The following is a 25,036-nucleotide window of genomic DNA, read 5'->3' on the forward strand; positions in this document are numbered from 1 at the left end:
TGCTATTGGGCGATGATAAGTTATCCCCCAAACTTCCGATTCATATAATCAAAAGCCGCTGTGGGTAAAATTCGTCGTAACCACCAGAAAAGCTTGGTGGGAAAGGTGATTTGATAGCGTGCTTTTGGTTTTTTAGCATTTAAGGCTTTTAAGCAAGCCTCGGCACAGGCAGAGGCTGGTAGCGTGAATGGATTAGCATTGCCCTTTGTGGTTAAGCGTTGGTATTGAGTTTGGTTTAGCGTTTTGTGATAGGAATTTTCCACATCAATATATTGTTTGAGCTTTTCCACCGAATTTGGGCGGAAATTGCTTTGAATCGGGCCAGGTTCGATTAGCGACACATAAATATTTGAGCCGTGTAGTTCACATCTGAGCGTATCCGCTAGCCCCTCCAAGGCGAATTTTGTGGCGTTGTAAGCTCCACGATAGTGCATTGCGGCAAAGCCTAAAATGCTGCTGTTGATTAAAATTCTGCCGTGGTTTTGTAAGCGGAAAATTTTCATCGCCTGATTAATTATTTCCCACGTTCCGAATACGTTCGTTTCAAAAATTTCACGCAACGCCTCTCGTGGCACATCTTCTGCACAGCCAGGCTGACCATAGCCAGCATTGCAAAAAATGGCATCTAATTGACCGCTTGCACGCACATAATCAAAAGCATTTTGGATATGCGCTGAATTGGTTACATCAAGCAAAAGGCAATCGAAGCCTTCTGCTTGTAGGCGAGCCACATCTTCAGGCTTGCGACAACTGGCAATCACTCGCCAGCCTAATTTTTTGAGGTGCTGTGCTGTAGCATATCCAATACCAGAAGAGCATCCTGTGATTAAAATTGTTTTCATCTTATTTAATATAGCTTACAAAACCATCTAAATTATCACTTTCTGGTGCCAGAGAAATCTGCCCATCTTCTTCAGGTGAGCCAATCATAATTAAGGCAATGACTTTGTCTTGTTCTTGGCAGCCAAAAGCAGAGCGAAGAGCCGATCCGTTTACCCATTTGTTCGTAATCCAAACGGTATCAAAGCCTAATGAATTTGCTGCCAATTGAATGGCATAACCGCTACATCCTGCAGTTATCATTTGCTCCCAAGCTGGGACTTTGGCAATGTTATGATCCAGTTTTGCGATCACGCCAATTATTACAGGGGCTTGATTAGACAATTTTTCTGCTTTTTTTAGGCGATCTTCGCCCATTTCAAATTCTGCTACGGCATCTTTGAAAAGCTCACAGAGTTGAGGCATACCGCTTTTTTCTATGACGACAAAATGATAAGGCTTTAAATGACCGTGATCGGGAACTCGTAGCCCAGCTTTTAAAATTTGCTTGAGTTGCTCTGGTGTTGGCGCTTTATTGCCAAATTTTTTACTAGAGCGACGACGATGTAATAAATCTAAGATTTGCATAAAGATCACCTTTTATGAACTTCTTTTGCTCAAGAATAGCATATTTTATTCATTCCGTGATTGCTTTATACTGTGCAGACTGTTTTATTTTTAGGAATTTCCGATGTTAAATGTTCTAAAAGCGATTTATCGAATGTTTCTCTGCGTTAGAGAGTGTGTTATTAATCTCTTTTTTATCTTATTTATTCTATTATTAATCCCAATCGTAGGCTTTATGGCCTCTTCTCAAAATATACAGAAGCCGGTTTTTACTCAAGGGGCATTACGTTTAAATTTAGATGGCTACTTGGCGGATAATCGTGAAGAATTTGCCGATTTTTACCGCTTGATCCGCTATGAATTAGGTGGAACAGAATCTGTTAAAATTTCAACCTTTGATGTGGTTCAAGCGATTAGAAAAGCAAAAAATGATCCGCAAATTACAGGTTTGGTATTAGATTTACACAATTTGAGAAATGCTGATTTTTCTTCTTTGGATTTTATCGGTAATGAGATTAATGCTTTCAAAGAATCGGGTAAGCCAGTGATTGCAATTGGCGAGCAGTATTCACAAAAGCAATATTATTTAGCTACTTTTGCTGATGAGATTTATTTAAACAAGGTTGGGGCTGTTGCATTACAAGGTTTGAGTTACTCCAATACTTACTTCAAAGCCTTGTTAGACAAGATTGAAGCTGAGCCGCATATTTTCCGTGTTGGCACTTATAAATCAGCGGTTGAGCCTTTTATTCGTGATGATATGTCTGAAGAAGCGAAGCAAAATGCACGTGGCTGGTTAAATGGCACTTGGCAGCAAATGGTAGATATGATCGCTCAAAATCGAAAAGTGGAGTCACAAGAAATTAATTTATCGCCTGACACTTATATTGAAAAATATAAGGCAGCGAAAGGTGATGATGCACAGTTTGCTTTACAGCAAAAATGGGTAACGCACTTAGTGTCTAATCAAGAGCGTAAATCAAAATTGATTGAACATTTTGGAGAAAATAATGAAGGGGATTATAACCACATTGAATTTCTGGATTACTTCCTTGAGCTGAACGACCGATTTGAAGAGATAAACGTGCCTAAAATTGCGGTAGTGAATGTTGAAGGCTCAATTATGACGGGTGAGAGCGATCAAATGAGCGTAGGCAGTGAAACTATCGTTAAATTACTGCAAGACGCTAGAGCAGATAAAAACGTAGAGGGCTTGATTTTGCGTATAAATAGCCCAGGTGGTAGTGCAGTGGCATCGGAACTTATTCGTCAAGAGGTTGAGGAATTCCAAAAAGCAGGAAAACCAGTTGTAGCTTCAATGGGCGGAGTTGCGGCTTCAGGTGGTTATTGGATTGCTGCAACCAGCGATAAAATTATCGCCAGCCCGAATACAATTACAGGCTCAATTGGTATTTTTGGTTTAGCTGTAACTTTTGAGAAAACGGCTAAAAAATTAGGTGTAAATGAAGATGGCATTGCAACGTCACCACTGGCAGAGCCAATCGGCTTAAAACGTTTACCGAAAGCACAAGGCGAAGTGCTGCAAATAGCCATTGAAAACGGCTACGACCGCTTTTTAGAACTTGTTTCTCGTGGCAGAAAAATGTCAAAAGAAGCGGTGGATAAAGTTGCTCAAGGGCAAGTTTGGTTAGGCGTTGATGCAAAAAAATACGGCTTAGTTGATGAATTAGGCAATTTTAATGTTGCTTTTGATACATTATCCGAGTTAATCAACCAAAAACGTGAAGCGCAAAGCAAAGCGAAAGTTGAGCAATTTGGCGTGCAATGGTTTGCAGAGCAAGATGAAAGTTTGTTTGGTACTTTAGCAAGAGATTTTAAAACGCAGTTACAAGTTAGCCTAACCAGCTGGCTCGATGTGCCGGTGCTGAAACAATCACAACACCAAGTCGAGATGCTTTCACGCTTTAATGATCCAACACAGATGTATCTCTATTGTTTAAATTGCGGGAAGATAAATTAACTGCTAATTACAAGCGGTTCATTTTCCAGATAATTTTGCAAATTTTTTGTGGAAAATCACCGCTTGTAAGCTATACTAAAAACTCTTGTCGGAGTGCCGTAAGGCTGAGATCGCAAAAGCGAGATCCGTGGAACCTGTAGGTTAGAACCTGCGTAGGGAACAAGTTTCAACATCAATTTTTTGCCTATTGCCACATCTCTGACAAGCAAACCCTAACGTTAAAAGAGGATTTTGCGATGTCTATTTCTAATCATTTCCATCAACAATCAAAGGTTATCTGGACGGTTGCAGGCTCAGACAGCTGTGCTGGGGCTGGGCTTCAGACTGATTTACACACTTTTCACGATTTCAATTTAGTCGGCTGTTCGGTGGTGACCTCTGTGACCGCTCAGCATCCACACGGTGTGCTTTGTGTGACGCCAGTTGATGATTATACTTTTCGCCAGCAGTTTGAGGCGTTGCTCATTCAAGGCTATCCAAATGCGATTAAAATTGGCTTGCTTTGCTCACAATCTCAAGTAGAGATTTTGTGTGAGTATATTCAAAAAATTAGGAAGGAAAGTGAAAGTTATTGCTTTATAGTTTATGATCCTGTGGCGGTGGCGAGCAGTGGACAAGCTTTGTCGGAAAGCCTTTTACTGCCCGTGGTGCAACAACAACTTTATCCATTGGTCGATTTAATTACTCCAAACGGTACGGAGTTATCTTTACTCAGCGAAACGGAAATTACTACTTTTGAGGATGTAAAAACTGCTGCTCAAACCCTCTTCCAACAAGGCATAAAAGCGGTGTTGGCAAAAGGCGGTCACTTTGAATGGCAGAACGAGAGGGTGAGCGATTATCTGCTCACACCAAAGGAAATTTATGTATTTCATCACCCTCGTTTAGAAAGTGTAAACAATCACGGAACAGGTTGCACTTTTGCTTCAGCGATTGGTGCGATGCTAGCAAAAGGCTTTGATTTGCCTGATTCCATCACTGTTGCCACCGCTTATCTGCAAAAAGGTTTATCAGAAAAAGAAGGCAAAGGGCAAACAGCATTAAGTTCACTATGCCACACGGGCTATCCAACCGATGTTCATTTCTTCCCACAAACTGAACTGCTTTATGCCCCGTTAGCATTGCCAAAAAATGGGTTTGCCCCGACGGATTATCAGCTTGGGCTTTATCCTGTTGTTGAGAGCTTTGAGTGGATTGAACGCTTGATTTTAGAGGGGGTAAAAACTTTACAAATTCGAGTGAAAAATCAACCGCTTGCAGACGTTGAAAAGGAGATTGCTCGCTCTGTCGCACTTGCCACACAACATAATGTGCGGCTGTTTGTGAATGATTACTGGCAGCTTGCGGTGAAATATCAGGCTTATGGCGTGCATTTGGGGCAGGAAGATTTGGCCGTTGCAGACCTTGATGCAATTCAACAAGCTGGGTTGCGACTTGGCGTTTCCACCCACGGCTATTTTGAAATTATGCGAGCCTTAGCAGTGAGGCCTTCTTATATCGCTTTTGGGCACGTTTTCCCAACCCAAACTAAAGCGATGTATTCACAACCACAGGGCTTGAAAAACTTGGTGAATTATGTCGATTTGGTTGCTCCACTTCGGATGCCAACGGTAGCGATTGGTGGTATTACTGAAAAAAATATCAAACAGGTGATGAGCTGTGGTGTTGGCAGTGCGGCGGTGGTGAGTGCGATTACCAAGGCGGAAGCGTGGCAACAAGCGGTCAAAAATCTAGAAAAATTTGCAAATGGAGGTGTCAATGAGTAGAACTCTTAGCTCGCTTAACAGCGGATTAATTTGGGCTGGGGCAGGCATTAGTGCCAGTGCAATTGTGGTTGGCACTTGGATTGCACCGCTCGGCTGGCGGCAAGGCTTGCTAGCAATTATACTTGGGCATTTGCTAGGCGGTATTTTATTTTTTGCGGCTGGCTTTATCGGGGCGAAAACGGGAAAAAATGCGATGCAAACGGTACAAATTTCCTTTGGTAAAGGCTCAGTGTTTTTCTCGCTTGCCAATGTGTTGCAACTTGTTGGCTGGACGGCAATTATGATTTACACAGGAGCTGAAATCAGCAATGCGTTAAGTTTGGCGTTATGGGGATTTTCCGCTTTTAGCCTTTGGGCTGTCTTGCTTGGTGTGCTGATTATTTTATGGTTATTCACAGGCTCAAATCAGCTGGGAAAATCTAAACTCGCCACACTCATCGCAATGTTTGGATTGACGTTATGGCTAAGCGTGAAAGTGCTAAATGGGCAACCCAATTCCACTATTTCAGGCGAAATGCCATTTAGCACAGCAGTAGAACTTGCTACTATTATGCCGCTTTCTTGGTTGCCACTGGTTTCTGACTATACCAGCAAGGCGAAAAAGCCATTTTCCGCTACCTTTTTCGCAAGCGTAGGCTATTTGCTGACCAGTGGGTGGATGTACGCTCTTGGTTTGGGAATGGTGCTGTTTACTGGGCAAAGCGAAATTGCGCCAATGCTTTTGCTGACAGGAATGAGCTTGGTAGGTATTGTGGTGATGATTTTATCTACAGTAACGACTACTTTTCTTGATGCCTACTCCGCAGGGGTGAGTACTAGCAATATCAGTGCGAAGCTGAAAGAAACGCCGACAGCCATTGCAGTGACGCTCATTGGCACGCTGTTAGCCTTGAGTTTACCCGTTACGCAATATGAGAATTTTCTGCTGCTGATTGGCTCTGTTTTTGCTCCAATGATTGCCGTGCAAATTGCGGATTTCTTCGTACTAAAACGTACCGAATTACAGGCAAAAATGGATTGGATAGCTTGGGGATTATGGTTTACAGGCTTTTTGCTCTATCACATTCTCTCTTACAATCACGTACATTTGCCGCTTGGCTTAACAATTCCTGTGATGTTAGTGATTTTTATGGCAACCATTATTGTACGAAAGCGAATAAAATAGCGATACAAGCGGTTAAATTTAGCTAAATTTTTGCAAATTATGAGGGCAAACAGATGAGTTTGCCCTTATTTTTGTGGGTTAAATTTCCGCTAATTCCAAATCTTTGGTTTCGTGAACTTGCCACAATGCCCAGAAGCTGAGTAATGAAGCGGCGGCTAAATAGCCTCCAACCCCAAATAAGCCGAAGTTTTCGTTAATTTTCACTGCCACAATGGTGAATACGCTTGCCCCTAAAATACCCGCGGTGGTATAAGCAAGCGATGCCCCTGTGTAGCGGACTTCAGTGGGGAATAATTCAGGTAAGATGACTGCCATTGGACCGAAGCTTAAGCCGATTAAGATCATTCCGATGCTCAAGAAAATGAAGATCGAGATTGGTGTGCCGTTTTCTAAGAAGAAGGGCATACTGAGACCGTAAATTACTGTTGCCCCAGTGGCAATCAGTAGTAATAATCGGCGACCAATGCGGTCGGAATATAAGCCAGAGAAGAAAATGGCGATACCAAAAATTACCGAAGTAATCAGTAAATATTTGGTGTAGAGATTGGCAGGCAAGCCTAAGCCTGTTGCATAGCCAGCCTTAGAAATTGCCACAGGACTTTTCACGAAAATGGGAGTAAAGGCAACCAAAATATAGAATAGAACATAGCCAGCAGTCGCAATCAGTACGCCGATAATAAAGGGTTTGAAATGCTTGCTAAATAATGTTTTCAGCGGTGTGTGGTGATTTTTTCCTTGTTGCTCCGCTTTCAGAAAAATTGGGCTTTCGCTGATTTTAATACGGATGTATAAGCCGATAAAAATCATCACAATAGACGCTACAAATGGAATCCGCCACGCCCAGTCGAGGAAGGCTTGCTCGCCATAAATTAGGTTTACGAGATAAAACGCTCCGTTGGCTAACAATAAGCCGATTGGCGCTCCCATTTGCGGAAAAATGCCAAAAAATGCCCGCTTGTGTTTCGGTGCGTGTTCAGTTGCAACTAAGGCTGCACCGCCCCATTCGCCACCTAAGCCCAAACCTTGCCCTATACGGCACAAACAGAGCAGCACCGTTGCCCAAATACCAATTGCAGCATAGTTTGGTAGCAAGCCGATAGCTACAGTGGATAATCCCATTAACAGGAGCGAGGCGATAAGTGTTTGTTTTCTGCCATATTTATCGCCAAAATGTCCAAAAAGAATTGATCCCATCGGGCGAGTGAAAAAGGCAAGAGCTAGCACAGAAAGTGACATTAATTGGTTTGATACAGGGTCATCACTATTGAAAAACTGTACATTAAATACCAGTACGGCTGCCATTGTGTAAATATAATTGTCAAAATATTCAATCGCGGTACCGACCATTGAGGCAATTGCTACTTTTGCTGGGCTTGATTGTGTGTGATGAGTATTAGACATATTCCACCTTTGCATATTGTGTGATGGCTTCTGTTGTTAAAGCGCCTAATTCATTTAAAAGATTAACGGCAAATTGTCCATACTCGGTTGATTTGAGAGATTGGGCGGCAATTTCGCCAGAAACGGCATAAGCAGTGCAAGCCTCAATCAGTGAATTAAAGTATTGATCTTTTTCTGCTACGGCTAAAAATGCTCCGCATACTGCACTGAGTAAGCAGCCAGAAGCCGTAATTTGTGGGAACATTGGGCTGCCATTTTTCACTAAAACTGTGCGTAAGCCATCGCTTACTACATCGGCTTCACCACTGATGGCGATTAGGGTTTGGTAGCGTTTAGCAACTTGTTTGGCGATTTCTACCATATTGTGTGAGCCTTCTCCAGCATCAACCCCCTTGGCTTGCCAATCTACTCCTGCGATAGTTGCTAGCTCCCCGGCATTACCTCGAATAGCGGTAAATTGAATTTCGTTTAGTAACGTTTCAACGGTTTGGCGACGAAATGATGTTGCCCCAACGCCCACAGGGTCGAGTAGAACAGGGATACCTAAATGGTTGGCCGTTTTGCCAGCAAGCACCATTGCATCGATTTCTTTTCCGATTAATGTGCCGATATTGATTACCAAGGCAGAACTTAGTTTAGGCATATCTTCCATTTCTTCAATGGCTGCAGCCATAATTGGCGAAGCACCGAGAGCCAATAAGCCATTGGCGGAAAAATTGGCTGCAACAATATTAGTAATGTTGTGAACAAGCGGTCGATTTTGCCGAATTTTTTGCAAAAAGCGTGGTTGAAATGATTTGGTCATCGTTTATTCCTCAAGGTTGAAAAAAGAAACGCACCAACACAAACGGGGAATGAACAGCGGAGATTTGGCTTGCTTTTAGTTTCCTACGTCAGTGCTAACTGCATCAGGTTCAACGGGTATTTCTCAGCTTGCATTATGGGTATAAGGCAAGCACCCCGACTAAATGAGTGGCTAATATAATCTTTAAAAAAAGGGTTGTAAAGTAGATTATCGCTACTTTGTTTCTAAGCCATTTTTCGGCACGGCTTGCTAAACAATTTGTTCTGAGGAGAGAATGGTCAGTTTTTAGCGAAAAAAACCGTGTATTTTCTACACGGTATTAAAAAGATTAGTTGATTTCGATCACATCAAACAATTTGTCTAATTGATGAGTTAATAGTGAAAGCGGGCGTTGGCTGGTTAGGGTGAGTTTTAAGTCAAATACGGTATCATTTTCTTCCACATTCAAACTTTTCACCTCAAATCCACGGTGGCGGATCACACGCAAAATACGCTCTAAGGTTTCTGGGCGTTTGTTCGCTTTAATCGTTAATTGGTAGTGTGCCATTTGGTTCTCCTATATATCATCATCTAGCATATCGGCATTACAAGCACCAGGTGGAACAAGTGGCCAAACGTTTTCTTCTTGTGGAATGCAAACGTGAAGTAAATATGCCCCTTTGGCATTTAACAAGCGGTCAATTCCGTCCGAAACTTCGCAAGCCTTTTCAATACGTTCGCCCTCAATATCAAAGGCTTTAGCGAGCATAACGAAATCGGGATTGTCGTCTAAAATTGTTTGGCTGTGGCGACCGAGGAAGAAGAGCGATTGCCATTGACGAACCATACCTAAGCGTTGGTTATCTAACAGTAAAATTTTAACAGGTAAATTGGCTCGCTTGATTGTACCAAGTTCTTGGATATTCATCATAATTGAGCCATCACCTGTAATGACAATCACTTGGTCATTAGGGCGAGCAACTTGGGCTCCAATTGCAGCAGGTAAACCAAATCCCATTGAACCAAAACCAGCTGAGGTGATATAGTTTTTCGGATCATTATAAGTGAGGTGTTGTGCCGACCACATTTGGTGCTGCCCTACGTCTGTTGTGACTACACTATTTGGAGATTTACGCTCTGAAAGAGTGTGCAACAACGCCGTAGAATCAATATGTCCTTCACCACTATTTTCTTGATATTGGAAATCAAACTGCTGCTTGAGATTACGCACATTGTCACGCCATAAATCAATGTTTAATGGCTGAGCTAAGCTATTTACAGCCTCAATTAGATCACCTTTTAACGCAATTTGTGCTTGGCGTAGTTTATTGATTTCCGCATTATCAATATCAATATGAATGACTTTTGCGTGTGGGGCAAAAGTATCTAATTTACCTGTTACACGGTCGTCAAAACGTGCACCGCAGGCAATCAGTAAATCACACTCTTGTACTGCATAGTTTGCAGCTTTTGTGCCGTGCATTCCGATCATTCCCATATAAAGCGGATCGGTTGGATCAATTGTGCCTAAGCCTTTTAGGGTGGAAACAGAGGGGATATTTGCAATTTTTGCAAAATTTCTGACCGCTTGTACGCCTTCTGCCATACCCACACCACCACCAACGTAAAGTACAGGTTTTTTTGCCTCTAGCAATAGTTGCTTAGCTTGTGCTAATTGTGCTTTATTTTGTGCAGAGGCTTTTTCTTTGGCATAGACAATAGGCTTAGCATTCGTTGTGGCTAATTGTATATCACGTGGTACATCAACTAGAACTGGGCCAGGTCTGCCACTTTGGGCAATTTGAAAGGCAAGGGCTAAAATTTCAGGTAGTTCTTCGATATTCTGTACGATGAAGCTGTGTTTGGTGCAAGCAAGTGATAAGCCTAACACATCGGCTTCTTGGAAAGCGTCGGTACCGATTAAGTGGCTGGCAACCTGCCCTGTAATTGCAACGACAGGAATGGAGTCTAAGGCTGCATCACCTAAGCCAGTAATTAGATTGGTTGCACCTGGTCCTGAAGTGGCAATACAAACGCCTACTTTGCCAGTTGAGCGTGCGTAACCAATCGCCGCCATTGCTGCACCTTGTTCATTGCGACAGAGCAGATGATCTAAACCTGAGTCGTAGATGGCATCGTAGGTGGGCATAATTGCACCACCTGGGTAGCCAAAAATCGTGGTCACAGCGTGAGCTTTTAGGCTTTCAGTAATTAATCTTGCACCATTCATTATGTTGTGTCCTTGAGATTTTTTATTATGTAAAAATGAGCTGTATAGATACCATAAATTTATCATTTTTTAAACTCTATTTTTGCACTAAATAAAAGTGCTTTTTAGATTTCAAATTAACCATTAAGAGGTATTTTTTCAGGGTTTTATTGATTTAATTCAATAAATCTTCACTTTGAGATAGTCGAGTTGATTTAAATTGAATATTCTCCCAAATGAGTTATAGGATTTCCTTATTAATTTAATAGGCAAAATCCTTATTTATATTTTTGATGATTTTTATCTGAGTGGGAGAACCAAAATGAAATTTTTAGCAAAAAGCCTAATAACGGTGACAATTTCAATATTGGGGTGTTTACAACCAGCTTTAGCTGAAGAAGCAAAAAAAGAGTCTTTAACAGATAAAGCACTTAAACACGAAAAATTAGGGGTAACAATTAATTCTGCAAACCATACTTTTGCAGAAAAATATCCGTTGCAATATAACTCTTGGAAAGCAACTTCCGAATCAACAGATCGTGGTAGTGCATTAGCAGCAGATCCACGTTATGTGGTGTTATGGGCAGGCTATGCCTTCTCTAAAGACTATAACAAACCCCGTGGTCACTATTATGCGATTACTGATGTGCGTGATATTTTGCGTACTGGTGCACCAAAAGATGAAAATGATGGTCCACAGCCAATGGCTTGCTGGACGTGTAAAGGCCCTGATGTCGCCCGCTTAATTGAAGAGAAAGGTGAGCGTGGTTATTTTGATCCTAAATGGGCAAAATATGGTTCAGAAATCGTGAACTCTATCGGTTGTGCTGACTGCCACGATACTAACTCAGAAGAATTTAAACAAGGTAAACCAGCGTTACAAGTAGCTCGTCCTCACGTATTGCGTGCCTTAAATACTATCGGCTGGAAATTTGAAGAGTTAGACAAACACGGCAAACGCCCAGCAGTCTGTGCGAACTGCCACGTGGAATACTATTTTAAAGATAAGAAAGATGTTACTTTCCCTTGGAAAAACGGCGTAGATGTGGATAGCATCGAGAAATATTATGATGAAATCAATTTTACCGACTGGACTCACGCTTTATCTAAAGCTCCGATGTTAAAAACACAGCATCCAGATTTTGAAGTTTGGTCACAAGGTACTCACGGCAAAAACGGCGTAACTTGTATTGACTGCCATATGCCTAAAGTGAAAGATAAAGAGGGTAACGTTTATACTGATCATAAAATCGGTAATCCATTTGATAACTTTGAATCAACCTGTAAGACTTGTCACGAGCAAAGTAAGGAAACATTACAAAAACGTGTTAAAGAGTATAAACACGATGTTAAAGAGGCAATGATCCGTTTAGAAGATCAATTAGTGAAAGCTCATTTTGAAGCGAAAGCAGCTTGGGACGCAGGGGCAACACAAGATGAGATGAAAGACATTTTAACTGCAATTCGTCATGCCCAATGGCGTTGGGACTATTCAGCTGCAGGTCACGGTAATCACTTCCACGCACCAGATGTTATGTTACGCACTATTGCAACGGGTATTGATCGTGCAGCAGATGCGCGTGCGGCACTTGGTGTGGTACTAGCGAAACACGGTGTAGCAACGCCTGTTGCAATTCCTGATATTTCAACTAAAGAGAAAGCTCAAAAAGCAATTGGTTTAGATATTCCTAAAGATCAAGCCGCGAAAGATGAATTCTTAAAAACTGTTGTTCCACAATGGGAAAAAGAAGCTCGTGCGAAAGGCTTGTTGCCAGCAGAAGATGCACCAAAAGCAGATACAAAATAATGTAGCTTGAGGTGAACTATGAAAAATGTAATCTTAAAAACGGGGCGATTAATTGCCCCAGTACAAGCGGTCATATTTGCAGTTTTTTTTGCAATTTCTAGTGCAAATGCGGTAATGCCTGAACAACCAAAGCCACTTTGGCAATCAGAAAAAGTAGATGATGCACAAATTGCGACTGATGCAAGACGTGACCCAAACAAATATTGTACTCAGTGCCACGAATCTGCTAATGCAACGGGTAAACCTTTCCATCACGCAGGAAAACATTTCCAAAAAGAGGTGAAAAGCCCGAATACTGGCGAGCAACTCACTTGTGTGAGCTGCCACGGCAATATGTCTGAAAGCCACCGTAAAGGAGTAAAAGATGTAATGCGTTTTAACCCTCACGGTAAAGCAAGTAATGCAGATCTTGAGCGTTCTATTAATGAACAAAACCAAGTTTGTGTAGCTTGCCATACTCCAGAGAAATTACGTGAGAAATTCTGGGCTCACGACACACACGCAACTAAAATTACTTGTACAAACTGTCACGAGATTCACCCAGAAAAAGATCCAATGAAAGGCATTCCTGAAAAAGATCGCATTAAACTTTGTACGGATTGTCATACCAAAATTCATTCAGGCGAATTCAAAAATCCTGAAATGAAAGCTAGAGAAGCAAAAGGAGCGAAATAATGACTTGCACCCGTAGAGATTTCGTCTCAGGGGCTAGTGCTATCGCAGTTGTGGCAAGCACAGGGCTTGCCACCTCTATAACTCTTGCTACTGAGAAAGAACAAAAGAAAATTCGCTATGCGATGGTACACGATGAAACTGCTTGCATTGGTTGTACCGCTTGTATGGACGCTTGCCGTACTACGAATAAGGTGCCTGAAGGTGTATCTCGTTTAGAAATTATTCGTAGCGAGCCATTTGGTGAATTTCCAAATGTACAATATGAATTTTTCCGTCAATCTTGCCAACATTGTACTCATGCCCCTTGTGTGAGTGTTTGCCCAACAGGTGCATCATTCATTGATTCTGAAACTGGGATTGTTGATGTAAATGCAGATTTGTGCGTAGGTTGTCAATATTGTATTGCGGTTTGCCCGTACCGTGTTCGTTTTATTCATCCTGAGAAAAAATCTGCCGATAAATGTAACTTTTGCCGTGATACTAACTTAGCAGAGGGTAAACAACCAGCCTGTGTTGAGGTTTGTCCGACTAAAGCCTTAACTTTTGGTGATATGAATGATCCAAATAGCGATATTTTCCATAAAGTGAAACATAATTTTGTTTATCGTACCAAGATCTCATTAGGCACAGAGCCTAACTTATATCACATTCCATTTGGTAAAGGAGAGCGTAGATAATGAATGAATATGTCCCTTTCCAAACCCCAAACCTTGTTTGGGATGGCACAATTGCTATTTACTTGTTCTTACTGGGTATTTCATCAGGAGCAGTTCAGTTAGCGATTGCTTACCGTAATAGTGGAGCCAAACTTGAAAAACCGAGCCAGAACTGGATTATTCGTAGTGGCGCAATACTTGGCATATTGCCAACATTAATTGGTTTAACGTTATTAATTTTTCATTTAACAAAGCCTTGGACCTTCTGGAAGTTAATGTTTAACTACAGTGGTACATCGGTAATGTCTATGGGGGTAATGTTATTCCAACTTTATATGGCCGTCTTGCTTGTTTGGATTGCTATTATGTTTAAAGATTGGGTGGCTGTTTTTATCAATCGTTATCTTCCATCATTAAAATTATTGTTAGGTTGGATTGATACGCTTGAGGCAAAACTCCTAAAACCGATTGAATTTATCTTATTTGTATTAGCCGCTGTACTCGGGGCGTATACAGGTTTCCTACTTTCAGCGTTAATTAGTTACCCAATGTTAAATAACCCTGTATTGCCAGCGTTATTCTTAGCTTCTGGTGCATCATCGGGTATTGCAGCAACATTCTTAATGGTGCTACTGGCTGGCAAATTATCAGGTGAAAGCCACGAAATTTACTTTATGCACAAATTTGAAGTGCCTATTATGGTAACGGAACTCGGCTTAATTGTTGCGTTCTTCGTAGGATTACACTTTGGTGGAGCAGATAAATCACTTGCTTTAACGAATGCACTTAGTGGCTTTTGGGGAACGCTTTTCTGGATTGGGGTAATGCTCATCGGTATTGCCATTCCGCTGATTGCCAATATTTTTGGCAGCCATCGCTTAAAGCATAACGTAAAATTTATTATCTTGATTTCTGTTTTCGATTTAATCGGTGTACTCTGTTTACGTTACTTTATTCTTTACGCAGGGCAGCTTACTGTGGCAAGCTAAAGGCAACATTGAATAAAATCATTGTTATGGGAGCTAGTTCTTTTTTGAGATCTCGCTCCCCTCTTTGCTAAAGAGGGAAATCTACTTGAGTGTATATTATATTCTTTGCTAATTTTTCTTCACAAGCGGTTATTTTTTGGATAATTTATGCTACCTGAACTGGGCTATTTTTCACTTTTATTGGCAGCGATTACAGCCATTTTTCAAGTCAGTTTTGCGATATGGGGCGAAGTTCGTAAGCAATATCATTGGCTGGCGTTATCGTCTTTGTTTACCTATTTGCAAGCTGCTTTCATAAGCATTTCCTTTTTTGCCTTAGTTTGTGCTTTTTTAACTGATGATTTCTCCGTGATTTATGTTGCTGCTCACTCTAATATCCAACTTCCTCACTTTTTTAAATTTGCAGCCTCTTGGGGTGGACATGAAGGTTCAATGCTGTTTTGGCTTATGGCGTTAGTGCTTTGGTCAGCCGTATTTTGTACATTTTCCTCGAAAATTGACCGCTTGTTTGCTCATCGAACCTTAGTAATGCTTGGGCTAATTTCACTTGGTTTTTTGCTTTTTATTTTATTTGTCTCTAATCCTTTTGAACGAGGCTTTCCACCGCCGCCAGAAGGACGAGATCTCAACCCAATGTTGCAAGATATTGGCTTGATTTTCCATCCTCCGTTGCTTTATTTAGGCTATGTTGGCTTTGCAGTGAGCTTTGCGATGATTGTCGCTGCGTTGATTTCAGGTGGAATGGATGCTGCCATAATGCGTTGGATTCGCCCGTGGGCGATGATTTCGTGGGGATTTCTTACTGCGGGAATCCTTTTAGGGGCTTGGTGGGCGTATTATGAACTAGGATGGGGTGGCTGGTGGTTCTGGGATCCTGTTGAAAATGCTTCATTAATGCCCTGGTTGTTAGGTACTGCCCTTGTGCATAGTTTAATTGTAAGCCAGCAGCGTGGGGTGTTCTATTACTGGACGATTTTACTCGCTATTTTTGCCTTTGCATTGAGCTTATTAGGCACATTTATTGTTCGCTCTGGTGTTTTAACGTCTGTTCACGCATTTGCCATTGATCCTGATCGTGGAATGGCGTTGCTGATATTATTTTTCAGCCTCAGCTTTATCGCCTTAGCACTTTTTGCATTTAGAGCAACGTTATGGCAAGGCAAAGTTCAGTTTAATTTGCTGTCAAAAGAAACCGCCTTTCTGATGATTAACGGTTTATTCAGTGTAGCTGCTTGCGTCGTGTTATTGGGCACATTCTACCCAATGATCTTCACTATGATGAACTGGGGCGCAATTTCAGTTGGAGCACCTTATTTCAATAGTGTGTTTGCCCCTCTTGCTTTATTGCTGATGATTATGATGAGCTTGGCGACTACGTTACGTTGGAAGCAGCTCCCAATCAAACAAATTTTAGTGAAATTATGGCTATTTCCAGTAGCATTTGCTATCGCTATAGGGCTGATTTATCATTCTATTTCCACCCGACCGCATTTTGAGTTGGTGTTATTGCCAATTGTGTTTATAAGCCTTGCGATCTGGATTATTCTAACTCACATTCCCTATTTGCGATTTATGTTTAACATCCGCCCGCTTGCAATGCGATTAGCTCACATTGGCTTTGCAGTAGGCGTGGTTGGCGCAATGATGAACAGTTATTACGGCGATGAAATCGGCGTTCGCTTAAAAGTAGGTGAGCAGGCTGAATTAGCAGGTTATACTTTCAAATATGAAGATTACAATGATTTAATTGGCCCAAACTACACGGCTGAGCAAGCCGTTTTCTCGATTAGTAAAGAAGGTGAAACTCTCGCTAATGTGATGCCAGAAAGACGATATTATGATGTTCGTACGATGACAATGGCAGAAGTAGGGCTATACCACCACTATTTGGACGACATTTACATTGTAATGGGCGATAAATTTGGTCACCTAGAATATGCTTTCCGCCTACACTACAAGCCTTATGTACAAGCCCTGTGGCTTGGTGGGCTGATTATGATTTTAGGTGCATTGCTGGCGTTGTTGGGGTATTGCAGACCCTCTTTTTCAAATAAAGACTAAAAAATGAAGAAAATATTTTTACTGATTCCGCTGTGTCTCCTGATTGCCATTGTAGGCTTTCTTTCTGTTCCACTCATAAATAAAGATGCCCTTTCTCCAACGGAAGATTGGCAGGGCAAGCCATTTCCAGAATTTGTGGGCAAGAATTTGCTCGATAGCAACGCCCATTTGAACAATAACAGCCTACCGAAAGAGCCTTATATTCTCAATGTGTGGGCGAGCTGGTGTACTTGGTGCATTAAAGAATTTCCAATTTTGTTAGAACTAAAACAGCGAGGCGTACCGATTGTCGGCTTAACCTACAGCGATCGCCCAAATGATGCACTGAAAGCGTTAGAAAATTGGGGAAATCCGTTTAGCCTAATTATTGATGACTACGAAAAAGGCGTTTTAATTCAAATGCTTAAGGTTTCTTCAGCACCTTCAACTTATTTGATAGATCGTAACGGCATTGTGCGTTACCAGCAAAAAGGCTACAACCCTGATTTTGCCCAAGATTTTTTGCCAAAGTTAGAGGTGCTACGTAATGAAAAGTAAGCGGTCATTTTTGCAAAAAATTTGGCTAATTCTACCGCTTGTATTTGGTATGGCTGCCATAGTTCAAGCGGATATGGTGGATACCTTTCAATTTAAAAATGAGGCAGACCGAGTGAGGGCAATCTCACTTGCTCGCGCTTTACGCTGCTTACAGTGCCAAAACCAAAATTTGGTTGAATCGAACGCGACTGCAGCTTATAACTTGCGGATTGAAGTTTATGAAATGGTGAGTGAGGGGAAAAGCAATGAGGAAATTATCCGCATTATGACGGACCGCTTCGGTAATTTTGTAAATTATAACCCACCACTTACGTCACAAACTTGGGTACTTTGGGGTTTACCTGTTGGGCTATTTAGTTTGTTATTTCTTGCCATTTTATGGCGAACCCGAAAAAAAGAAATGAAATAAGAGTAAATATAATGGAAAGTCGCGATCAATTAAGCAGAGAAAATTACCAACAAGCGGTCAAATTTGCTCAACAGTTTGCAGATGATGTGAAGCAAGAATATGAGCGTGAGGCAGAGCAGCGTTACCAGTTCGAGAAAGCTCAATTTGAACAAAGTGAGTTGCAAAATAATGCTAAAAAGCGACCGCTTGCTAGAATGACAACACTTTCACTTCTTGCAATTTTATTGTTAGGCGTTGCTTACTATAGTTTCTCAGGGCGTTATCAAGTTGTACAAGAAGGCTTGAACGTCCACAAAGATTTTCAGCAACAAATGAGTGAAGCTCACGGCACGTCAAAAAATGAACGCTACATTATCAGCCTACAAAATCAGTTAAGAGAGAACCCCAATAATGGCGACTTGTGGTATGAGCTAGGGCAGGCTTATGTGTTAAGTAATGACTTCGATTCAGCCTTAGTTTGCTATGACAATGCTCAAAAACTACTCGGTAAAAAAGCGGCGATTTTAGGCGCAATCGCAACGGCTCGTTATTATGATAATGGGCAGAAAATGAACAAAGAAATCAGTGCAATGATTGATGAAGCATTGAGCTTAGATAAGAATGAAAGTGCCAGTTTGTTGTTACGAGCTTCAGATGGCTTTTTAAATAATAACTACCAACAAGCACTAGATTATTGGCGAAAAGTGTTAGATGGAAACGATAATGCAATTAATCGCCGAGCCATCATTCAAAGTATGGAGATGACGAGGCAGATCTTGGAAGGGCAACAAGGAAAATAAATATAAGTGGTATTTTTCTAGAGATGTTGAACATGACGAACAAAAAGCAGCGTCTAAATTCCTATTTAAACGATGTTTTATTTTGAAAATCAATTCATCAATTCATCAATTCATCAATTCATCAATCAATTCTTGTACGCTTTTGATTTTGTCAATTTGTGATATGCCTGTACCCACCGACACATAGCCATTATCAAAATCGCCTTCTAGCATACCCAAACGCATTCCCGTGCCTGCATTCATAACGACTGCAATCTCGCTACGGCTCGCCCCATTTTCACTAAGTTCAAAGCATTTTTGGGCAAGTGTGGTTGGCAATGAGCGGTAATAATACGGCTCGGTGCGAAACAATAACAAATCATTAGCCGTTGAATTGACAATCCATTCTTTGACTTTTTGATGGCTTCGGCACTCGGTTGTGGCGATAAACGCTGTGCCAACCCACACACCTTCTGCCCCTAGTACCAAACTTGCTTGCACCGCTTTTTTGTCGCCAATGCCCCCTGCAAGCATTATGGGCAAATCCACCTTACCGACAAACTCTGCCAAAACGCTAAAACTGCCCACTTCTTTCATCGGCAAAGTTCCGCCTTCGTCAAAGCCTGTCAAAACCAAAATATCCGCCCCAAGTTTTTGGGCTTTTAGGGCATCGGTCAAATTGGGATTGGGCAGACGGCAGATGATTTTGATGCCCGCAGTTTTGAGTTTGGCGTAAATGGCAGGGTCAAGCCAGCCGTTGTCCAGCACCACAGGCACACTCTCGTCAATCAGCAAATCCACCATTAAGGGAATGAGCGACAAATCATAAGACAGCATAAACGGCACGCCAAAGGGCTTATCGGTCAAGGCTTTGACCTTATGGATTTCGTTACGCATACGCTCTAAAACTTCTTCGTTGGAGCTTGGGTTGGTCGTCTGCCCTGCGTGTGGGGCTAAAAAGCCCAGTCCGCCAGCGTCCGCCACGCTTGCCACCAGATGAGCGTCCGTCAGCCACGACATTGGGGCTTGGACAATGGGGTGTTTGATGTTTAAGATTTGGCTAATGCGGTTCATAAAATTGCTCTGTTTGGTTGGAATGGGGGTATTATAAGATTTAAAAACTGGTAAGGGAATGGCGGTTTTTGGAAAGGTGGTTTTCGTTTTTGGAAATATTATTTTCAGACTGCCTGAAAGTTTTTAAAATAAAAACACCGCTTTATCAAAAACGGTGCTTTTGCCTTATTGCCCCTACTGTTTTAGCCAATCTTCCATCAGCTTAATTTCAGGCTCTTGGGCATTGATGATTTGCTTTGCTAAATCTTGCATTGCTTTATCTTTGCCGTATTCTAATTGCACTTTTGCCATATTGACCGCTCCCTTGTGGTGGGGAATCATCGCTTTGGCAAAGGCGACATCAGGGTCGGTCTCATAAATTGCCGTCATCATTTCGCTGTGTGAATTGTCCAAGGCATAGGCTTTGGCGTGTGGGGCGTTGGCGTTTTGGGTGGTCGTGTCTTTGCCATTCAGCCAGCCATTCATCAAGTCAATTTCGGCTTGTTGCCCATCAATAATCGCTTGGGCAAGTTTTCTCATTGTTTCATCTTTACCATATTCAAGCTGTACTTTTGCCATCTCAACTGCTCCGATATGGTGCGGAATCATACCTTTGGCAAAAGCAGTATCAGCATCGGCAAGATTGCCCGCTTTGCTCATCTCATCGCCCATCTTGTTCATCATTGCAAGATAGGCTTGGGTATGGGGCGGAGCATTTTGAGTGTCCATCGCCATAGCAGAGTGGTTCATATTAGCGTGGTTCATCTCTGCGTGCCCGTTTTGGTTATTTGGGCTGTCGTGGGTGGTTTGGGTGTGGTTATTGTCGCCTACCATCGAGTGCGTCGGCACTTCGTTTTTGCCGTCGGCACAAGCGGTTAAAGTCGCCAAAATAAGGGCAAGGGCAGATAATTGTACGGCACGGTTTTTAAACATTTTCATTACAGTTTTCCTTATCAAAATGGGATTTGGCAAACATTGGGCAAACATAAGTCCGCCCAATGTTTTTAGCTAATCAATTACTTGCAATCACAATCGCCACAAGTGCAGTTTTGACAAATGCACGGCTCGCCATTTTGGCAGTTGCATTTTGGATTGCAATTTTGCCCTGTGCAAGATTGGCAACCGCAGTGGGCGTTTGGGTTTTTGATGATGTCGTTCATAACAATTCTCCAAATTAAAGGTTGATTATCAAAACAAAAACCGTTTTTAAACCCATTAATAAAAAAATGCCATTTAAAACGGTCACTTTTGCACAAGCAACAACCAATGATGGTCAATCCTTATTAGCGGTTAATGACTTATTTATTGGCCCTAAAAGCCACACTTCCGCACAGTATATTTTGCAATGGAATGGCGCTGAAGAAGTGCAATCTTCATCAGGCATTATTGTATCAACAGGATTGGGATCAACGGGGTGGTTTCAATCTATTCTTGCTGGTGCGATGGCAATTACAGGAGAAGCTTCGCACCCTCTATTACAAGGCTTTAGCTGGAGTGATCGAAAGCTACAATTTAGTGTAAGAGAGCCATTTCCAAGTAGAACAACAGGTGTTGCACTGACTTTTGGCACTATTGAGCCTGACTCACCACTGCAATTAGGATCTTTGATGCCAGAGAATGGCGTAATTTTCTCTGATGGCATCGAAGATGACTATTTACAATTTAATGCAGGTTGTATTGCTCACATTGGTATCGCTGACATACAAGGGCAACTAATTAGCCAAAAAGGGCGTCAGCGAATTTAGATTTATTTAGCGCTCTTTAATACTGTTTCAAGTCCAGAGATCATCACATCAAGGACAAACAAAAATGCAGCATCACCATTATCACTATCCATAATTGCAACGGCTTGGGTTAATAATGGCGGATAGGCAACAGTATCCGTCTCTACTTTTTCACGCTCTTTTTGGCTTTCTTGATGCTCTTGAGTTTCCAGTACGGAGCCTAATGTAAAATGCGCAATAGAGCTTAATGCATACACGGCTTGAGATAGACTAAACCCAGCATCACACAAAAACTGTAGTTGCTGTTCTGATGTCTCAAATTGACTTTCAGAGGGGCGTGTTCCCGCATGAATTTTGCCACCATCACGATACATTAATAAGGCTTGGCGGAAGCTTTTCGCGTTATTTCGCAAAAAGTCCTGCCATGTTTCATTCGGCAATGGCAAAACATGATGATGGTGCTTTTGCAAAATAGTTTCTGCTAATGCATCTAACAAAGCGCGTTTATTTTTTACATGCCAATACAATGTGGGTTGTTCCACACCTATTTTTTGCGCCAGCTTACGCGTTGTTAATCCTTCAATACCAACTTCATTAAGTAAAATCAACGCATTATCAATAACTTGTTCTTTATCTAGCTTTGCCATTACCTACCTCAAAATAAAATAGCCTTGACAATCTATCACTGATAGAGATATATTACACCCACTCCATCACTGATAGATTTTTAGGATCTCAATGAATAAATCAATTATTATTATACTGCTGATCACCGTATTAGATGCCATTGGTATCGGGCTTATCATGCCAGTACTCCCTACTCTATTAAATGAATTTGTCAGTGAAAATTCACTGGCAACCCATTACGGTGTGCTATTAGCGCTCTATGCTACCATGCAGGTTATTTTTGCTCCTATTCTAGGACGACTGTCTGATAAATACGGCAGAAAACCCATCTTGCTGTTTTCCCTTTTAGGCGCGGCACTCGACTATCTTTTAATGGCATTCTCAACCACACTTTGGATGCTCTATATTGGGCGCATCATTGCGGGGATCACAGGCGCAACAGGTGCCGTATGTGCATCAGCGATGAGTGATGTGACTCCCGCTAAAAATCGAACTCGCTATTTTGGTTTCTTAGGTGGTGCTTTTGGTGTTGGCCTTATTATCGGCCCAATGCTAGGGGGATTATTAGGTGATATCAGTGCTCATATGCCATTTATTTTTGCCGCTATTTCACACTCGATATTATTAATACTCTCTTTGCTCTTTTTCCGAGAAACACAAAAAAGAGAAGCGCTTGTTGCCAATAGGACACCTGAAAACCAAACTGCCTCAAATACAGTCACTGTTTTTTTTAAGAAAAGCCTCTACTTTTGGTTAGCAACCTATTTTATTATCCAGCTTATCGGGCAAATTCCTGCCACCATCTGGGTGCTGTTTACACAATATCGTTTTGATTGGAACACAACTTCTATCGGTATGTCTTTGGCGGTTCTGGGTGTATTACATATTTTCTTTCAGGCGATTGTCGCTGGGAAATTGGCACAAAAATGGGGCGAAAAAACCACCATTATGATCAGTATGTCTATTGATATGATGGGCTGTTTATTATTAGCGTGGATAGGCCACGTTTGGGTCATCTTACCAGCATTAATTTGCTTAGCGGCAGGAGGTATGGGGCAACCCGCATTACAAGGTTATTTATCAAAATCTGTCGATGATAATGCGCAAGGGAAATTACAAGGTACTCTGGTGAGCCTAACCAATATTACCGGGATCATTGGTCCCCTTTTATTTGCCTTTATTTATAGTTATAGCGTCGCTTATTGGGATGGTCTGTTATGGCTGATGGGGGCAATACTTTATGCTATGTTGCTTATTACCGCTTATTTTCACCAAAGAAAAACCACACCTAAAGCTGTTATTTCAACCCCTTAATACTAGAAATTATAAAGATCATAAAAGTCCTGTCCGCTCTTAATAACGTTGATAGGACTTTATTTTTATCGCTTGAATTTTCCCCCAAGCGGTGTTTTTTTTAATGCCCACCCATTTTGGACAGCGTATTCATCATTATCACACCTGCCAAAATCAAGCCAATGCTCGCAATTCCCCAAAAATCGACCTTTTCGCCAAACACCACCACGCCCACAATCGCCGTCAAAACCAAGCCCACGCCAGACCAAATCGCATACGCCATTCCCAAAGGAATGCTTTTTAACGCCAATGACAGCAAATAAAACGCCAAGCCAAAACCCAGCACAAAACCAATACTCGGCAAAGGCTTACTAAACCCTTGTGATAATTTTAGCATCGTAGAGCCAAATACTTCGCAAACAATGGCAATCGCCAAAAAAACAGACCAATGCATAAAAATCTCCAAAATAAAAAGTTAAAAATTAATTTTCCAAACGCTGTGCCAGCATTTTTTGCAACGCATTCATTTCATTGAGCAAAAATACAAGTCGTTCAATGCCAAATTCATCAATCACTTGCCCTTCCTGCCTTAATAAAGGGGCGATAATCGGGCGGGCAAACGCTTTGCCTTTATCGGTCAAAGAAATGACTTTTTCTCGTTTGTTATTTTCTTTGACATCGCTTGCGATGAAACCGTCCGTTTCAAGGCGTTTGCACAAGCTGTTAATGGTTTGTTTGGCAAGATGATATTTGTCGGCAATGTATTTTTGCGTGGCTTGTTCTTGCGTCCAGAGTGTATAAAATATGGCAAGTTCATTGGCGTTCATCTGATGATTTTTGGCAAAAACTGCATAACTTAAATTGACCTGCGTGCAAACATCGCCAATTTGTTCCAACAGATTGGGGGAATGGTTAAAAGTTGTCATAAAAATAGTCCGAAAATTGACCTTGAAACTATTATAGTCAATTTTCAGACTGTATGCAAGTTTTTTTTGTAAAGAAATGTTATTTTCAGGCTGTCTGAAAGTTTTTAAAATAAAAACACCGCTTGAACATCAATCCAAACGGTGTTTTAAATCAACTGACTTTTAATTCCGCCCAAGCCCTTTTGATGATTTCTTGACTGGCTTGTAATGCCAAAAATGCCAAAACAAACGCCACAATTAAATCAGGATATTTTGATTGAAAAAAATAAACTGCCATACCCGCCAAAATTACCGCCACATTACCAATCGCATCGTTTCGGGAACACACCCACACACTGCGGACATTGCTGTCGCCATCACGAAATTTTAATAATATCAACACTGCCGACACATTGACCAATAACGCCAAAAATCCCACAATGCTCATTTCAGAAGAACTGGGCATTTCCCCATAAAACACACGATAAATGGTCGTCATTAAAATAAATAAACCAAAACCGCCCATCGTTAGCCCCTTAACCATAGATGCTTTGGCTCGGTAACTTAACGCCATTGGCAAAACAATCAAACTTATCAAATAATTGGCACTGTCGCCCAAGAAATCCAAACTGTCCGACAACAGCGAAGTTGAACCCGATTTAACCCCCATCACAATTTCCACAAAAAACATTGATAAATTTAATATCAAGACAATCCACAAGGCTTTTTTGTACTTGGGCGATTGATGAATGGGCTGATTTGAAGTGCAACAATTTTGGCACGCCATTTTTTGCTCCTGTTTTAAGATGAAATTTGCTACACTATAAACTCCGTAGTCATTACAGGGTCA

Annotated in this window: 26 protein-coding genes and 2 riboswitches; of the genes, 14 read left to right on the forward strand and 12 right to left on the reverse strand. The window is 41.5% G+C overall.

Annotated elements, in window-relative coordinates; all coding sequences use genetic code 11:
- Positions 1-20: 20 nt before the first annotated feature.
- Together HV560_RS04775 and HV560_RS04780 are read right to left on the reverse strand one after the other, a co-directional pair.
- Positions 21-842, reverse strand: coding sequence for an SDR family NAD(P)-dependent oxidoreductase (locus HV560_RS04775; protein WP_176812269.1), 822 nt, complete (start codon positions 840-842; stop codon positions 21-23).
- Position 843: 1 nt separating this feature from the next.
- Entirely contained in the window at positions 844-1,407 is a 564-nt protein-coding gene (locus HV560_RS04780; protein WP_176812270.1) for a nitroreductase family protein, read from the reverse strand.
- 103 nt (positions 1,408-1,510) lie between these two features.
- On the opposite strand from HV560_RS04780, the gene sppA reads away from it, so the two are divergent.
- The 3 genes from sppA (at position 1,511) to cytX (ending at position 6,298) form a co-directional block, all read left to right on the forward strand.
- The gene (gene sppA / locus HV560_RS04785) at positions 1,511-3,367 is read left to right on the forward strand and encodes a signal peptide peptidase SppA (RefSeq protein WP_176812271.1); all 1,857 of its coding nucleotides are present in this window, start codon (positions 1,511-1,513) and stop codon (positions 3,365-3,367) included.
- 79 nt (positions 3,368-3,446) lie between these two features.
- Positions 3,447-3,543: riboswitch (TPP riboswitch) on the forward strand.
- A gap of 60 nt (positions 3,544-3,603) precedes the next feature.
- Positions 3,604-5,133, forward strand: a complete 1,530-nt coding sequence (gene thiE, locus HV560_RS04790; protein WP_176812272.1) for a thiamine phosphate synthase — start codon at positions 3,604-3,606, stop codon at positions 5,131-5,133.
- Entirely contained in the window at positions 5,126-6,298 is a 1,173-nt protein-coding gene (gene cytX, locus HV560_RS04795; RefSeq protein ID WP_176812273.1) for a putative hydroxymethylpyrimidine transporter CytX, read from the forward strand. Before thiE ends, cytX begins: the two co-directional genes overlap by 8 nt.
- Before the next feature lie 78 nt (positions 6,299-6,376).
- Here cytX and HV560_RS04800 read toward each other — a convergent pair whose 3' ends face one another.
- The 4 genes from HV560_RS04800 to ilvG form a co-directional block, all read right to left on the reverse strand.
- Positions 6,377-7,699, reverse strand: a complete 1,323-nt coding sequence (locus HV560_RS04800) for an MFS transporter (RefSeq protein WP_176812274.1) — start codon at positions 7,697-7,699, stop codon at positions 6,377-6,379.
- Positions 7,692-8,504, reverse strand: a complete 813-nt coding sequence (thiM, locus tag HV560_RS04805) for a hydroxyethylthiazole kinase (RefSeq protein ID WP_159629178.1) — start codon at positions 8,502-8,504, stop codon at positions 7,692-7,694. The genes HV560_RS04800 and thiM overlap by 8 nt, the downstream gene beginning before the upstream one ends.
- Positions 8,505-8,567: 63 nt before the next feature.
- Positions 8,568-8,672: riboswitch (TPP riboswitch) on the reverse strand.
- 160 nt (positions 8,673-8,832) lie between these two features.
- A complete protein-coding gene (gene ilvM / locus HV560_RS04810; RefSeq protein ID WP_159629179.1) occupies positions 8,833-9,051 on the reverse strand; it encodes an acetolactate synthase 2 small subunit in 219 nt (72 codons plus the stop codon).
- 9 nt (positions 9,052-9,060) lie between these two features.
- Entirely contained in the window at positions 9,061-10,713 is a 1,653-nt protein-coding gene (gene ilvG, locus HV560_RS04815) for an acetolactate synthase 2 catalytic subunit (protein ID WP_176812834.1), read from the reverse strand.
- A 301-nt stretch (positions 10,714-11,014) separates the two neighbouring features.
- Here ilvG and nrfA point away from each other — a divergent pair, with 301 nt between their 5' ends.
- The 8 genes from nrfA (at position 11,015) to HV560_RS04855 (ending at position 18,605) form a co-directional block, all read left to right on the forward strand.
- Positions 11,015-12,499: an ammonia-forming nitrite reductase cytochrome c552 subunit gene (gene nrfA / locus HV560_RS04820; RefSeq protein ID WP_176807962.1), complete on the forward strand. Its 1,485-nt coding sequence runs from the start codon at positions 11,015-11,017 to the stop codon at positions 12,497-12,499.
- Positions 12,500-12,517: 18 nt separating this feature from the next.
- Positions 12,518-13,174 carry a cytochrome c nitrite reductase pentaheme subunit gene (gene nrfB / locus HV560_RS04825; protein WP_176812275.1) on the forward strand — a complete coding sequence of 219 codons (657 nt, stop codon included), beginning with the start codon at positions 12,518-12,520 and terminating at the stop codon, positions 13,172-13,174.
- Positions 13,174-13,851, forward strand: a complete 678-nt coding sequence (gene nrfC, locus HV560_RS04830; RefSeq protein WP_159629183.1) for a cytochrome c nitrite reductase Fe-S protein — start codon at positions 13,174-13,176, stop codon at positions 13,849-13,851. Before nrfB ends, nrfC begins: the two co-directional genes overlap by 1 nt.
- Positions 13,851-14,819 carry a cytochrome c nitrite reductase subunit NrfD gene (gene nrfD / locus HV560_RS04835; protein ID WP_176812276.1) on the forward strand — a complete coding sequence of 323 codons (969 nt, stop codon included), beginning with the start codon at positions 13,851-13,853 and terminating at the stop codon, positions 14,817-14,819. The genes nrfC and nrfD overlap by 1 nt, the downstream gene beginning before the upstream one ends.
- A 147-nt stretch (positions 14,820-14,966) precedes the next feature.
- Complete coding sequence (gene nrfE, locus HV560_RS04840; protein ID WP_176812277.1) at positions 14,967-16,880, forward strand: heme lyase NrfEFG subunit NrfE; 1,914 nt, start codon at positions 14,967-14,969, stop codon at positions 16,878-16,880.
- A gap of 3 nt (positions 16,881-16,883) precedes the next feature.
- Positions 16,884-17,417: a redoxin family protein gene (locus HV560_RS04845; RefSeq protein ID WP_176812278.1), complete on the forward strand. Its 534-nt coding sequence runs from the start codon at positions 16,884-16,886 to the stop codon at positions 17,415-17,417.
- Complete coding sequence (nrfF, locus tag HV560_RS04850; protein ID WP_176812279.1) at positions 17,407-17,826, forward strand: heme lyase NrfEFG subunit NrfF; 420 nt, start codon at positions 17,407-17,409, stop codon at positions 17,824-17,826. Before HV560_RS04845 ends, nrfF begins: the two co-directional genes overlap by 11 nt.
- A gap of 11 nt (positions 17,827-17,837) precedes the next feature.
- A complete protein-coding gene (locus HV560_RS04855; RefSeq protein WP_176812280.1) occupies positions 17,838-18,605 on the forward strand; it encodes a TPR domain-containing protein in 768 nt (255 codons plus the stop codon).
- A gap of 105 nt (positions 18,606-18,710) precedes the next feature.
- Here HV560_RS04855 and HV560_RS04860 read toward each other — a convergent pair whose 3' ends face one another.
- Together HV560_RS04860 and copM are read right to left on the reverse strand one after the other, a co-directional pair.
- On the reverse strand, positions 18,711-19,658 hold the full coding sequence (locus HV560_RS04860; protein ID WP_176812281.1) for an NAD(P)H-dependent flavin oxidoreductase: 948 nt from the start codon (positions 19,656-19,658) through the stop codon (positions 18,711-18,713).
- A gap of 174 nt (positions 19,659-19,832) precedes the next feature.
- Positions 19,833-20,576: a CopM family metallochaperone gene (gene copM / locus HV560_RS04865; RefSeq protein WP_176812282.1), complete on the reverse strand. Its 744-nt coding sequence runs from the start codon at positions 20,574-20,576 to the stop codon at positions 19,833-19,835.
- 59 nt (positions 20,577-20,635) lie between these two features.
- On the opposite strand from copM, the gene HV560_RS04870 reads away from it, so the two are divergent.
- Positions 20,636-20,815 (forward strand): hypothetical protein, encoded by a 180-nt coding sequence (locus HV560_RS04870; protein ID WP_010787307.1) that lies wholly within the window; start codon positions 20,636-20,638, stop codon positions 20,813-20,815.
- Positions 20,816-20,863: 48 nt separating this feature from the next.
- Positions 20,864-21,382: a diacylglycerol kinase catalytic domain-containing protein gene (locus HV560_RS04875; protein ID WP_006248869.1), complete on the forward strand. Its 519-nt coding sequence runs from the start codon at positions 20,864-20,866 to the stop codon at positions 21,380-21,382.
- Between the two features lie 2 nt (positions 21,383-21,384).
- Here HV560_RS04875 and tetR(H) read toward each other — a convergent pair whose 3' ends face one another.
- Positions 21,385-22,008, reverse strand: coding sequence for a tetracycline resistance transcriptional repressor TetR(H) (gene tetR(H) / locus HV560_RS04880; protein ID WP_006248868.1), 624 nt, complete (start codon positions 22,006-22,008; stop codon positions 21,385-21,387).
- A gap of 91 nt (positions 22,009-22,099) precedes the next feature.
- Between tetR(H) and tet(H) the strand changes: the two genes are divergently transcribed.
- Positions 22,100-23,302, forward strand: coding sequence for a tetracycline efflux MFS transporter Tet(H) (tet(H), locus tag HV560_RS04885; RefSeq protein ID WP_006248867.1), 1,203 nt, complete (start codon positions 22,100-22,102; stop codon positions 23,300-23,302).
- Between the two features lie 100 nt (positions 23,303-23,402).
- On the opposite strand, the gene HV560_RS04890 is transcribed toward tet(H), so the two are convergent.
- The 3 genes from HV560_RS04890 to HV560_RS04900 form a co-directional block, all read right to left on the reverse strand.
- A complete protein-coding gene (locus HV560_RS04890; protein ID WP_176812283.1) occupies positions 23,403-23,735 on the reverse strand; it encodes a DMT family transporter in 333 nt (110 codons plus the stop codon).
- 28 nt (positions 23,736-23,763) lie between these two features.
- On the reverse strand, positions 23,764-24,207 hold the full coding sequence (locus HV560_RS04895; RefSeq protein ID WP_176812284.1) for a MarR family transcriptional regulator: 444 nt from the start codon (positions 24,205-24,207) through the stop codon (positions 23,764-23,766).
- A gap of 151 nt (positions 24,208-24,358) precedes the next feature.
- The gene (locus HV560_RS04900; RefSeq protein ID WP_176812285.1) at positions 24,359-24,973 is read right to left on the reverse strand and encodes a cation diffusion facilitator family transporter; all 615 of its coding nucleotides are present in this window, start codon (positions 24,971-24,973) and stop codon (positions 24,359-24,361) included.
- Between the last annotated feature and the right edge of the window lie 63 nt (positions 24,974-25,036).

Source organism: Mannheimia pernigra (genome assembly GCF_013377995.1).
Taxonomy (GTDB): domain Bacteria; phylum Pseudomonadota; class Gammaproteobacteria; order Enterobacterales; family Pasteurellaceae; genus Mannheimia; species Mannheimia pernigra.

Bases quoted from the DNA above. Each gene is read 5' to 3' on its own strand.
- nrfB (WP_176812275.1), top strand. From the start codon at position 12,518: ATGAAAAATGTAATCTTAAAAACGGGGCGATTAATTGCCCCAGTACAA.
- HV560_RS04775 (WP_176812269.1), bottom strand. From the start codon at position 842: ATGAAAACAATTTTAATCACAGGATGCTCTTCTGGTATTGGATATGCT.
- HV560_RS04800 (WP_176812274.1), bottom strand. From the start codon at position 7,699: ATGTCTAATACTCATCACACACAATCAAGCCCAGCAAAAGTAGCAATT.
- HV560_RS04890 (WP_176812283.1), bottom strand. From the start codon at position 23,735: ATGCATTGGTCTGTTTTTTTGGCGATTGCCATTGTTTGCGAAGTATTT.
- copM (WP_176812282.1), bottom strand. From the start codon at position 20,576: ATGAAAATGTTTAAAAACCGTGCCGTACAATTATCTGCCCTTGCCCTT.
- sppA (WP_176812271.1), top strand. From the start codon at position 1,511: ATGTTAAATGTTCTAAAAGCGATTTATCGAATGTTTCTCTGCGTTAGA.
- HV560_RS04900 (WP_176812285.1), bottom strand. From the start codon at position 24,973: ATGGCGTGCCAAAATTGTTGCACTTCAAATCAGCCCATTCATCAATCG.
- HV560_RS04870 (WP_010787307.1), top strand. From the start codon at position 20,636: ATGTTTTTAGCTAATCAATTACTTGCAATCACAATCGCCACAAGTGCA.
- HV560_RS04895 (WP_176812284.1), bottom strand. From the start codon at position 24,207: ATGACAACTTTTAACCATTCCCCCAATCTGTTGGAACAAATTGGCGAT.
- ilvM (WP_159629179.1), bottom strand. From the start codon at position 9,051: ATGGCACACTACCAATTAACGATTAAAGCGAACAAACGCCCAGAAACC.
- HV560_RS04855 (WP_176812280.1), top strand. From the start codon at position 17,838: ATGGAAAGTCGCGATCAATTAAGCAGAGAAAATTACCAACAAGCGGTC.
- thiE (WP_176812272.1), top strand. From the start codon at position 3,604: ATGTCTATTTCTAATCATTTCCATCAACAATCAAAGGTTATCTGGACG.
- HV560_RS04860 (WP_176812281.1), bottom strand. From the start codon at position 19,658: ATGAACCGCATTAGCCAAATCTTAAACATCAAACACCCCATTGTCCAA.
- cytX (WP_176812273.1), top strand. From the start codon at position 5,126: ATGAGTAGAACTCTTAGCTCGCTTAACAGCGGATTAATTTGGGCTGGG.
- nrfD (WP_176812276.1), top strand. From the start codon at position 13,851: ATGAATGAATATGTCCCTTTCCAAACCCCAAACCTTGTTTGGGATGGC.
- HV560_RS04845 (WP_176812278.1), top strand. From the start codon at position 16,884: ATGAAGAAAATATTTTTACTGATTCCGCTGTGTCTCCTGATTGCCATT.
- nrfA (WP_176807962.1), top strand. From the start codon at position 11,015: ATGAAATTTTTAGCAAAAAGCCTAATAACGGTGACAATTTCAATATTG.
- thiM (WP_159629178.1), bottom strand. From the start codon at position 8,504: ATGACCAAATCATTTCAACCACGCTTTTTGCAAAAAATTCGGCAAAAT.
- HV560_RS04875 (WP_006248869.1), top strand. From the start codon at position 20,864: ATGCCATTTAAAACGGTCACTTTTGCACAAGCAACAACCAATGATGGT.
- nrfE (WP_176812277.1), top strand. From the start codon at position 14,967: ATGCTACCTGAACTGGGCTATTTTTCACTTTTATTGGCAGCGATTACA.
- HV560_RS04780 (WP_176812270.1), bottom strand. From the start codon at position 1,407: ATGCAAATCTTAGATTTATTACATCGTCGTCGCTCTAGTAAAAAATTT.
- nrfF (WP_176812279.1), top strand. From the start codon at position 17,407: ATGAAAAGTAAGCGGTCATTTTTGCAAAAAATTTGGCTAATTCTACCG.
- ilvG (WP_176812834.1), bottom strand. From the start codon at position 10,713: ATGAATGGTGCAAGATTAATTACTGAAAGCCTAAAAGCTCACGCTGTG.
- nrfC (WP_159629183.1), top strand. From the start codon at position 13,174: ATGACTTGCACCCGTAGAGATTTCGTCTCAGGGGCTAGTGCTATCGCA.